The sequence below is a fragment of the Streptomyces sp. PA03-6a genome, from assembly GCF_033792765.1.
Lineage (GTDB): Bacteria > Actinomycetota > Actinomycetes > Streptomycetales > Streptomycetaceae > Actinacidiphila.
In genome coordinates this window covers 1-11,223 of sequence record NZ_JARAVK010000275.1, presented here as the reverse complement: position 1 = coordinate 11,223, position 11,223 = coordinate 1, and the positions used below count along the sequence as shown (strand labels likewise).

The window sequence follows — 11,223 nt, the reverse complement described above, 5'->3', positions numbered from 1 at the left end:
CCCTCCCCCAGCCTTCGGCCGGGGGGACCCCCATCCGGCGCGGTCAGTGCGGGCCTGCGCATCGTTGGGGTGGGGTCGGTGCCGCGCCGGCGCACTCCCCCAGCCTTCGGCCGGGGGGACCCCCACAGCGCTCGCGGTTTGGCCCAACATCGTTCGGCGCCGGGTCCGCCGCTCGTCTCCCCCAGCCTTCGGCCGGGGGGACCCCCATGGGCGCACTCCGCCACACCCCCTCCCGTTGTCGGGGCGCACGACGGCCGGTGGGGGGTCAGTGGGGCACCTACGGCAACCCCGGACCACAACGACCATGGGGTTGCGGGTCGGCCGCTCGCCGGAGGCTGGGGGCGCCTCCCAGCGGTAGCTGGGGAAAGGCTGGTGCAACCCCACGACGGTGCCGCACCTGCCCGGAGCACACAGTGCCGCAGGCGTGGCCAAAGCCCCGGCGCGAGGAGAGGGGACCGGGCGGGGGCCGGACCGCGTGGCGTGCAGTCATATCAGCTACCTGTCTGGTTAGCCTGATTTCGCGCCATTTGGGTACCAGGACGTACCAGGACGCACCCCGCCGCCGGAGAGGACCCCCATGCCCGCAGACCTCGCAGTCATCGGACTCGGCCACGCCGGGCTGCCCCTCGCGCAGGCGGCCAGCGCCGCCGGGCTGGGGGTGATCGGGTACGACCCGGACGAGCACGTCGTCGAGGCGATCAACGCGGGCAACCGGGTGCCCTGCGGGGCGCTGGCCGCCGCCGACGTGCGGCGGATGCTCGCGGGCGGCTTCCGCGCGACCGCGGACACGGCCGCCCTGGGCCGGGTGCGGGCGGCCGTGCTGTGCGCGCCGACCCCGCTCGGGGAAGGCGGGGAACCGGACCTGACGGCGCTCGCGGAGGCCGCCCGCGCGCTGGCCGGACAGCTGCGGCCGCACAGCACGGTGGTCCTGGAGTCGCCGGTGTACCCGGGGACGACGGAGGACTTCCTGCGTCCGCTGCTGGAGGAGGGCTCCGGCCTGCGGGCCGGCCATGGCTTCCACCTGGCGTACGCCCCCGCGCGGCACCCCGGCACACCGAAGGTGATCGGCGGGCTCACCCCCGCCTGCACGGAGGCCGCGGCCGTCTTCTACGGCCGGTTCACCGAGCGGATCGTCCGGGCCCGGGGGGTGCGCGAGGCGGAGACCGTGCAGCTGCTGGAGACCAACTACCGGCACGTCAACATCGCCCTGGCGAACGAGATGGCCGTGTTCTGCCACGACATCGGCGTGGACGTCTGGGACGTCATCCGCTGCGCCGAGACCCGTCCCCACGGCTTCCAGGCCTTCCGCCCCGGCCCGGGGGTCGGCGGCCACACCATGCCGCTGGACCCCGGTCACCGGCCGTACCAGGGCCGGGTGGGCGGCCACCCGCTGCGCCTGGTCGAGTACGCGCAGGAGGTCAACGCCCGCATGCCGCGCTACGTGGTGCAGCGTGCCGCGGCCCTGCTGAACGAGCACGGCAAGTCGCTGCGCGGGGCGCGCGTGCTGCTGCTGGGCGTGACGTACAAGCCGGACCTGCCGGACCAGGAGCGCTCGCCGGCCGGCGAGATCGGCGCCCGGCTCGCCGAGCTGGGGGCGCAGCTGAGCTACCACGACCCGTATGCCCCGCAGTGGCGGGTGCTGGACCGCCCGGTCCCCCGCGCCGACTCCCTGTGGGAGGCCGCGGCGCACGCCGACCTGACGGTCCTGCTCCAGCACCACCGCACCTACGACATGCAGGGCCTGGCGGTGAAGGCCCAGCTGATGCTGGACACCCGCGGGGCCACCCCGGTCGGGGCGGCCGCGCGGCTGTGAGCCGCCGGGCGCCAGGAGTGGCGGGCCGGCCTGGAAGGGCGCTACGCCTTGTCCAGGATCTCCTTCAGAGCCGGCTCCAGGAAGGGCTTCAGGGTCTTCGAGTACGACGACGTGATGTGGCTGTTGTCGAAGTAGACGATCTGGTCCCCGATGACCGCCGGGCACACGTCCAAGGCGCAGAACGCGGGTGTCGTGTCGATGATGTCCGCGCCGTACTTCTCGGCCACTTCCCGCTCCATGGTGCGGAACTCCGTGTACTCCAGCGCCTGCCACTGCTTGCGGTTGCAGAGGGTGGTGTCGTCGATGTGCGTGGCGAGACAGTCCGGGATGTTCTGGCCGGGTTCCGGGGTGTCCGTCATGTAGACGAGCTTGGCGCCGGTCTCCTTGAACACCTTGAACGATGCCTCGGCACCGGTCCGGTTCGCCTCACGACGGGCTCGGTCCGCGATGACGAGGACATCCGGGTGCATCTTCTTGAGCTCCGCGAAGGCCGACTGGCGCCAGCTGTCGCACTCGGTGTACTCGCGGTTCACCTGAGGGTTGATAATGTGGTAGATCTGCGGCGAGCAGCCGCCCTTCGTCATGGTCACCACGCGTACGCCGAGTTCCTTGCCGACCTCGTGGTAGGTGTCGCTCCACTGCCAGGCGTGCGAATCACCCATGAGGACGACCGTCTTCGAGCCCTTCGGATCACCGACGACACAGCCGTCGCGCATCACGAACTTCTTGACGTCGAAGTTGTCGATGCAGCCGTGCTCGGCGGAGTTCTTGGGGGCGCTGGGCAGAGCACTCTGCACTGCCGCGGAGAGTTGCGTGCGGTGCACGGACTCTTCGACCGACGAGCTGCTGGTGTACCCGACCGCGACCGTGCTGGCCGAGGGCGAGGTCGCCAGGTGCAGCGGGACGATCGTGGCGAGGACCATCGCGCCGGCCCCGACGCCGGTGAGGACGAATCCGGTGAGGATGCCCTTCCACGGCCGAGCCACCAACTGCGTGTTCCGCTTGAAGCGGCGCTCCACCACGTAGTGCATGAGGACGGCCAGCAGGAAGGACAGCACCGCCACCCGGAATCGGTCGGACATGGTGAACTCGCGGTCCACGATGGACGGCCAGAGCACCAGCAGCGGCCAGTGCAGCAGGTACCAGCCGTAGCTGGCGTTGCCGATGAAGTCGAGCACGGGGTTGTCGAGCAGCCGCTCCGCGCCGAACCTGGGGTTGGCGCAGCCGCCTGCGATCACCAGCAGGGCGCCCGCGACGGGACCGGCCACCGCGTAGCCGGGCAGCGGGGTCGCGTCGGATATGAGCATGGCCGTGACCAGCGTGGTGCCCAGACCGAGCCAGGTGATGACGGCCGCGAATCCGGTGTTCATTCGGGAGACGAGCGGGGCGGCGAGGGCGAGCAGGACGCCGGTGGTGATCTCCCAGATCCGGGTGTGGGTGGCGAAGTAGGCGAGCGGCTGGTTCTCCGCCGTCTTCGTCCAGCCCAGGTAGAAGGAGCCCGCGATGACGGCCAGCAACGCGAGGACCACCAGGAATCGGTTGCGGAAGATCTTGCGGCTGAGCCAGACCGCCACGACCAGCAGGATCGGGGCGACGACGTAGAACTGCTCCTCGATGCCCAGCGACCAGAAGTGCTGGTACGGCGACTGGGTGCCGTCGTTGGCGAAGTAGTCGGTGCCGTTCTCGACCAAGCGCCAGTTCAGGAAGCTGAGGGAGGCGCTGAGACCGTCGGCCACGTAGTCGCGGAAGCGCAGCGGACTACCGAAGATCCACGCGGCGACGGCGGTGCCGACGATGGTGATCGCCATGGACGGGGACAGACGGCGGAAACGCCGTGCCCAGAACTTGCCGAGCGAGACCTTCCCGGTCTTGTCGATCTCGGCGAGGATCTGGCCGCCGATCAGGAAGCCGCTGAGCACGAAGCTGACGTCCACGCCGCCGTGGATGTCGAGGATGCCGCAGTGCATCGCGACCACCATCATGATGGCGACGGCACGCAGACCCTGGATGTCCGGGCGGTACTTGCGCAGGCGGTCCGTCTTCTCCGGCTGGGGCCCCGGCCGGTGCCGGTGCGAAGGCTGCGGACTGACGGCCGTTGAGGCGTGGGTGGTCACGATTCTCCAGAAAATGCCCGGTTGAGCCCGCGGGGGCCGACCGGCTGCTTCAGTGGACCGTCGGGCAGGCGACAGCCGTTCCGCTGACGCGCACCCCTTGGGCGGGAATGCGGATGCCGCACGACAGCCGCAGCTGGGCGGGCAGCTCGTTCTGCGCGCCGATGTGGGCGTGGCAGCCCACGACGACCTCGTGAAGGAACGATTCGCTGCCGATCGAGGAGTCGTGGTCGACCACGGACTCGCGGATGCGGGCGCCTTCGGCCACGGTGACGTTCGCACCGAGGATGGAGCGATCGACGACCACGTGCGGACCGATCAGGGCATGCGGGCCGATCGTCGAGCCGCCCGTGACGAGGGCGGTCGGGTCGACGGAGGCCGTGGGATGGATCAGGTTGTCGGCGGGCGTCTCCACGAGGGGGGAGGTCGCCTTGCCGGTGACCAGGTCGGCCGAGCCGTGGACGAAGGCCAGCGGCGTACCGAGGTCGCGCCAGTAGTCATCCGTGGTGTGGCCGAACACGCGCCGTCCCTGCGCGACGAGCTGCGGGAAGGTCTCCTGCTCGACCGAGACCTCGCGGCCGGCGGGGATGGTGTCCAGCACGGACCGGCCGAAGACATAGCAGCCGGCGTTGATCTGGTCGGTGACGCACTCCTCGGCCGTCTTGGGCTTCTCGAGGAAGGACAGCACCCGGCCGTCCTCGTCGGTGGGGACGAGGCCGAAGGCGCGCGGGTCGGCGACCCGGGTGAGGTACAGGGTGACGTCCGCGTCCTTCTCCTCGTGCCGCGCCAGGATGGCGCGCAGGTCCACGCCGGACAGGATGTCGCCGTTGAGGATGAGGACCGGTGCGTCGGCGGGGCCGCCGCACAGCAGGCGCGCGGCGTTGCGGATGGCCCCGCCGGTGCCGAGCGGGACGTCCTCGACGGCGTAGGAGATCCGCAGATCCCGGGAGAAGTCCTTGAACTCCTCCTCGAAGAGGCTGGCGAGGTACGAGGTGGCGAACACCACGTGCTCGACCCCCGCGTCCATCAGCTTGGCGATCTGGTGCCGGATGAAGGACGAGCCCGCCACCTGGAGCAGCGGCTTCGGAGTGTGGTTCGTCAGCGGGCGCAGGCGGGTTCCCCTGCCGCCCACCAGGATGATGGCTTCTTGCATGATTGCCTCCGCTCGGTCAGCTGGTGGGGGCGGTACCGGGTCCCGCGTAGTCAGAGGTGAAGCAGGACTTGATGGCCTTCTCCGAGAGGGGGCGTCCGGCGAAGTCGAGCCGGGAGGCGACCTTGTCGTCGGGCTTGGTGTTCGGGTCGTCGTCGAACCAGAGCGACCACCAGTAGATGCCTTGCATCTTGCGCTCCTGCACGACCTCGCAGACGGCGTCGTACCAATTGGCCTGCACCTGCGGGTTGACGGCGCGCTTGACGTAGAAGTCGCCGGGGGCGTGGTAGGCGCCGTCCATGGCGCCGATGCCGGTCTCGGAGACGAGGATGTTCGGCAGCGGACCGGTGGCCTTCTTGTCCAGCCAGTCGTTCCAGCCCTCGACCAGGTCCTGGACCGGAGCGGTGTCCGGCACCTTGATGGGGAAATAGGCGTCGACGCCGAGGTGGTTGACCGGCATGTTGATCCGGCCGGAGACGTAGTTGTCCCAGTTGGCGTCGTAGGCGACCTCCCCGGAGAAGTCCTTCTCGGCGTAGGTGACCAGGCTGTCCCAGCCGGTGTCGCCTTCGAGGGAGTTCAGCTCGGTACCGATCACGAAGGTGTCCGCCTTCGTGTCCTGGGCGACCTTGAGGTACGGGGTGAGGAACTGCTTGTACGAGGCGAACCAGGCGGACCGCGAGTCGGGCTCGATGTTTCCGCGCCAGCCGTTCGACTGCTCCAGGGTGCCTTCGTCCAGGATCGGGCGGATCGTGGTGCGGAACCCGGCGTCCTTGAAGACCTTCAGCACGCGCTCGAGACGTTCCGGGGACGGGGTCTTGGCACCGGCCGAGAGCTTGTTGGACGTGGAGTTCTCGATGAAGAACGGGAACGAGACCGACACCGAGTTCGCGCCCAGGCCGATGAGGTACTTCGCCTGCTTGCCGGCCTGCGCCTCGATGAACGTGTCGGATCGTTTCCGCTTCTCCTCCTCCCAGTAGAGCTGTACGCCCCACTGGGCCATGCCCTTCTTCCAGGGCTTGGCGACCTGGAGGGCCTCGGCGGGGGAAGACGGGGAATCGGACGGCGAGGACGCCGACGGTGTGTCGGTGACGTCGCCCTTCGGAGTGGCGGAGTCCCCGGCGTCGCCAACGACGATCTTGGGTATCGCCGAGCCCGACACCCAGCGGACCGGGTGGTCGCCGAGGACGAAGGGGGTGCCCAGCACGATGCTGAGGACGCTCACCGGAAAGATGGCGAGCAGGGGAAGGCGCGAGCGCATGTCAGTTGTCTTCCGGGCGGTCAGACGGGCTTGGCGATGACGACGAACTTGTTCTCTTCGCGCCGGACGAACCTCAGGAAGCCCTTGAAGCCGCCGAGTCCCTCCATCACGGAGAAGACGGGGATGAGAGCGACCACGACGATCGGCTCCCACCACTTGCGCCGGCCGCTGGCCGACGCGACCGCGTTCAGCCGCAGACCCTCCCAGTAGGTCCAGATGACGTAGGCGAAGTTGAGGGCCCAGAGGATGACCACGGACTGGGTCACGGGCGAGGTGTTCATGTCGTTGATGAGCCAGCCGAACAGCAGCACGGCGCCGATGTGCTGGAGCGGACCGAGGATCCAGGTCGCCACACAGATGGCGAGAAACCATCGGTAGCGGAGCGGGATCGTCCGGTTGAAGCACAGGGCGACCAGACCCCAGGCCCACCGGTCGCGCTGCTTCACGAAGTCCTTGGCGGTGGCGGGAGAAGCGCCGTAGCAACGGCCGTTGAACCAGTCGCTGCGTCCCGGATAACGACGGCAGAATGTGAGGGCGAGTTGTGCGTCCTCGACAATTGCCTTCGGCCCGAAGTCCCAGCCGATCGTCGCCTCGATCGAAGCCCGGAGAACGAGGAGTTCGCCGTGCACGCCGGCCACCGGGGTTCCCATTCCGGTGAGCGCCCGGAATCGCGCGATGTCGTCCGCGGGGCGCACGGCGTCGGCGAGCCAGGTGAACATGTTGACCGCGCTTTCGCGCGGGTAGGTGAGAATTCCCTGGGCCATGTGCTTGGCCTCTTCGGGCGCGGCGCGCCGCTGGCGGTTGATGAACTGCGCGAGCGCCGCCGCGGTGTCGGGGCCGACCCCGGTGTCATCGTCCATGTGCAGCACCCACACGTCGTCGAGCGCCTCGCCCTCGGCGATGCGCAGCTCGTGCGCGTAGTGGTTGGCGCGTGCCTTGAAGCGGGTGCCGTTGGCCGTGGCGTACGCCTTGGGCACCGTGACGACACGGATCAGCGGGTGGACGGTGGCCAGCCGGTCGATGTCCGCCGCGGCCTCGCAGCCTTCCTCGGTGAGGACGTCCACGCGCATGTACGGGAACCATTCCGGCAGGTGCTCGACGTACGAGAGCACGGAGCGCTCAAGCGCCGGATAGGTGTCGTGGCGTCCGATGGTCGGCACCAGCACGATGAGGAAGTCCTGCTCGACAGGGGCCGGCGGCACCATGTTGACGCTGCGCTTGACCCTGCGGCGGATCAGCCACGCGCCCTGGATACCCACCAGCACACCCACGACGGGCAGCGACCAGACGATGCTCAGCGCCCAGCTGAGCGGGGTCCGGCTGGGCGAGTACGACCACAGACCGAAAGCCAGCAGCAGCGTGAAGGGAATCAGGAACGGCAGCATCCCCGGCTTCCAAGCGGCGGTGCGTTGTGCCAACTTGGCGTTGTGCCGCGAGTGCGGCACAACCCCATCGACCTGTGTCACGGCCATGGCGACTGTTGAACTCCCCTGCAGATGACAATGCGTTGAGCCAGCGAGAATCCCGGTCATGGCACGGCTGGGCCTACCACGACAACGTCCTGTCCCGAGCCCCTACCCCTCAACGACTTTCGGACGTTTTGGCCAGCGGCGCTCAGATGCCCCCCAGGCGCCTAAACCACTGACCGAACAGGAGCACGATCCTCGCACGCTTGCGCCATACAAGGGAATCCCATGGAGAACTTGTGTTCAAAAGTTAACCGTACGATACACGTGTTACTCCAGAGGCGAGGCGCTGACCTGGACTTTTAGATCTCCGGTGATCAACTTCGCCAGGCCGTGAGAACCTTCACACCGCGTCCGTACAACCCTTTTACGGTTGCGGCTGCGCGGCTCGTCGCGCAGGAGCGCGAGTGCGTTCGATCAGCGATCAGGCGGCTTGTGCAGTGATCCCCAGTCGAAACGTCCGCCTTGTGTCGAAGTGCCGCCGGTAAGGACGGCTGGCGCGTAGTAGGTCCGCTGCACATCCGATGGCGAGTTGTGGTCCGTCAGCCCGCTTCCCCATACGTTCCAGATCACCCATGGCGCCGCCGCGAGCGTGGCGGGCTGCGCGGCGGAGATCGGGACGTGGAAGGACTCCGCCATCATGCGCGGCTTGTCGTAGTGCGCCAACCCCCGGTACCAGATCTGCGTCCACGGCTCGCCCCGGAACGGCCGCTCCGGCGTGTCGCTGTAGTCGTCGACTCCCACCACGTCGACGTATTCACCGCCCGGGTAGTACGCCCAGGGATCGGTGCCGTGCTTCCCCTCCCACGGACTGGGCGCCCAGACAAAGATCAGGTTGTGCAGGCGTCTGGTGCCGACGAGGTAGTCGTACATCGTCCGCCACAGTTTCCGGTACAACTCGGGGCGCTGGCCGGCCCACCAAAACCCGCCGGAGCAGCCGCTCGCGTTCATCTCGTGGTACGGCCGCAGCAGCACCGGTACATCACGAGCGGCGAGGTAGGCCAGGTGGTCGGCGAGGAAGGACAGGTCGACCAGCAGATCGTGCTGCTCGGCCGTGCCGGGCGTCACCACCCGGGCGAACCACTTCGGGTCGTGGGCCGCGGGTGAGTTACGGCACAGCGTGTCGGCATAGCCCTTCACCGGGCTGCCCGGATAGGGCTCGTGGAAGGACATGCCGACGATGCCGGCCGGGCGACCGCCGTTGCCCGGCAGCGTCACCGTGCGGCCGCCGGAGCAGTCCCAGTGGGAACCGGCGTCCATCCCCTCCCACACGCCGACGGCCAAGTCCGTGGCGTCGTTGGTGTAGCCCCAGTACGGGCGGCAACTCGGCCACGCGGCCGAGTAGGGGCGCGGCTCACCGACACCCCAGGACGACTGTCCGTATCCGGGACCCAGGTCCACCTCCAGGAAACCCGGGAGGCGCCCGGTGATGTCGGCGGGCTTGCGGTAGTAGTAGCCGGGCTGCTTGCGCCCCGGGTAGTCGCCGTAGGTGCCGTTGTAGCGTTCGTTCTGCAGCTCGTCGTGCTGGCCGATGACGGTGCGGGTGGGCCGGCCGGCGCGGGCGTCGTTCTCCAGCCCGGCGAGCATCGCGTACACCGCACGAGCCGACGAAGACGCCTCGGGGTCCCGGGTTCGCACATCCGTCCCGATGCGCTGCGCGGCGACTGTGCCCATCCGCGCCGAGTCCGGCACGATCAGCGGCAGCAGTACCCCCAGTACCGCGCCGAACAGGGCATATCGGATCCACCCTTTACGCATCAGGAGAAGTCCCCCAGGCAGTGCGAGGCCGGCACCGAGGCGCCGGCCCGCTCGTTTTCCGGCCCGCCGGCGCCACTGTTCACGCTGCGGGCAGATGCCGCGCCGTCAGCGGTGGTGCGTCGGCGACACCGTCACTTCGACGCGCTGGAACTCCTTGAGCTCGGAGTACCCGGTCGAGTCGAACACGCAGCCGAGCATCGGAAGCATATATGAGACTCCCGGCGACGTCAGATACCCGAGGGGCATCGGCTGTCCGTTATGTGCATCTTGCATATAGGTGGAAACGGAAACTTTTGGCTACGGAATGACTGCCTCCGGGGATGGCTCGAACTGTTCGGCCCAGGCGCCGGCGTCGCCGTGTCCCCGGCCGACCGGACGAAGTACGCCTCGCGGCTGTGGGCCCCCGTCGTGATCGGCATCGTGGTGTTCGCCGGGCAGGGAGGTTCCCCCTGGGCGTGCACAAGGTCATCAGGAGCACTCGGACCGGCGACGGTGCTCCTCCCGCGGCTCGTCGTTCCGGGTGAGGAAACGGATCAGGAACGCTCGCGAAGTGCCTTTACGGGACACCACGGTGCTGCTCTAGCATCCGTGGTGTGACTGACCCCGTGGAAAACCCGGAAGACGCGGCTGCCGCTCCTGGGCGGAGCCCCTGGAACACCCCGTCCGCTCCCGAGCCGTCCGCGGCGCCGGGCGGTTACGGATACCCACAGCACCACATACCCGAGCAGCAGCCCGGGTACGGGCAACCCGGCTTCGGGCCGGCCACCGGCTACCAGCAGCCCTCCTACTCGCCCCAGCCCGACTGGCAGGCCCTGGCCGACGCCAACGAGACCAGACAGCGTCGCCGCCACAGACTCAGGACGGGTCTGATCGTCCTGGTGGCGTGCGTGCTCGGGGTGGGAGCGGGCGTCGTCGCACTCCACTACACGAAGGACACGGACGACACGGCCGCCCCGTCGCCCTCCCCCAGCGCGTCGGCCTCCCCCTCCGCCACGGCCGATTCGCCGACGGTCCCCGGGGAGGACAACGCCCTCGCGGACAAGTCCGGGCAGAACAACCTCATCCTCGGGCCGGACGCCGGGGTGAGCAAGGTGACCAACGGCTTCGTGGTCAGGCTCAGGAGCAACGGCAATTCCTACGCCCAGTCAGCTGCGCAACTGATCGACGTCACCAAGAGCTTCAGCATCTCGGCATGGGTCTACAACGAGGCCCCGGGCGGTTCCCGCTCCGCGATCAGCCAGGGTGACGGGGTCTCGCCCTCGTTCAGCCTGGGCCGGGAGGCCTCGGGCGCCGACCGCAAGTGGGTCTTCAAGGTGCAGACCGCCGACGGCGGGGCGGACAGCACGGTCCTGCAGGCCGAGGCGGCCGCGAACGTCAACACGGTCGGCCAGTGGGCTCTGCTCACCGGCACGTACGACGCCGGGAAGAAGACGATCGCGCTCTACGTGGACGGGAATCCGGCCGATTCCACGAAGGTCCCCGGGATCTGGGCCGGAAAGGGTCCGCTGCAGCTCGGCCGCGTCCGTACGCACGGGGTGTGGGGAGGTTACTGGGCCGGCGTCCTCGGTCACGTCATGGTTGCCTCTTAAAACCATCCCCGGCCCCAGGGCCCCTCCCAAACTCCGTTAGGCGGTCTTCGCTTGAAAAAAAAAAACAAAGCAGGAACG

General features: G+C 68.7%; 7 protein-coding genes. 2 read left to right on the top strand and 5 right to left on the bottom strand.

Going from position 1 to position 11,223, the window contains the following annotated elements:
• The first annotated feature begins 577 nt into the window (after window positions 1-577).
• Complete coding sequence (locus PV350_RS39235) at window positions 578-1,813, top strand: nucleotide sugar dehydrogenase (RefSeq protein ID WP_499513486.1); 1,236 nt, start codon at window positions 578-580, stop codon at window positions 1,811-1,813.
• 41 nt (window positions 1,814-1,854) lie between these two features.
• Here PV350_RS39235 and PV350_RS39230 read toward each other — a convergent pair whose 3' ends face one another.
• From PV350_RS39230 to PV350_RS39210, 5 genes are all read right to left on the bottom strand, one after another.
• The gene (locus PV350_RS39230) at window positions 1,855-3,927 is read right to left on the bottom strand and encodes an acyltransferase family protein (protein ID WP_500338229.1); all 2,073 of its coding nucleotides are present in this window, start codon (window positions 3,925-3,927) and stop codon (window positions 1,855-1,857) included.
• 49 nt (window positions 3,928-3,976) lie between these two features.
• Window positions 3,977-5,077, bottom strand: a complete 1,101-nt coding sequence (manB, locus tag PV350_RS39225) for a mannose-1-phosphate guanylyltransferase (protein WP_500338227.1) — start codon at window positions 5,075-5,077, stop codon at window positions 3,977-3,979.
• 16 nt (window positions 5,078-5,093) lie between these two features.
• Window positions 5,094-6,296, bottom strand: coding sequence for a glycoside hydrolase family 113 (locus tag PV350_RS39220; RefSeq protein WP_500338225.1), 1,203 nt, complete (start codon window positions 6,294-6,296; stop codon window positions 5,094-5,096).
• A 56-nt stretch (window positions 6,297-6,352) separates the two neighbouring features.
• The gene (locus tag PV350_RS39215) at window positions 6,353-7,717 is read right to left on the bottom strand and encodes a glycosyltransferase family 2 protein (protein ID WP_500338223.1); all 1,365 of its coding nucleotides are present in this window, start codon (window positions 7,715-7,717) and stop codon (window positions 6,353-6,355) included.
• Between the two features lie 498 nt (window positions 7,718-8,215).
• Window positions 8,216-9,556, bottom strand: a complete 1,341-nt coding sequence (locus tag PV350_RS39210) for a glycoside hydrolase family 26 protein (protein WP_500338222.1) — start codon at window positions 9,554-9,556, stop codon at window positions 8,216-8,218.
• 593 nt (window positions 9,557-10,149) lie between these two features.
• Between PV350_RS39210 and PV350_RS39205 the strand changes: the two genes are divergently transcribed.
• Window positions 10,150-11,145: a LamG domain-containing protein gene (locus PV350_RS39205; protein ID WP_500338220.1), complete on the top strand. Its 996-nt coding sequence runs from the start codon at window positions 10,150-10,152 to the stop codon at window positions 11,143-11,145.
• The last annotated feature ends 78 nt before the right edge of the window (window positions 11,146-11,223 follow it).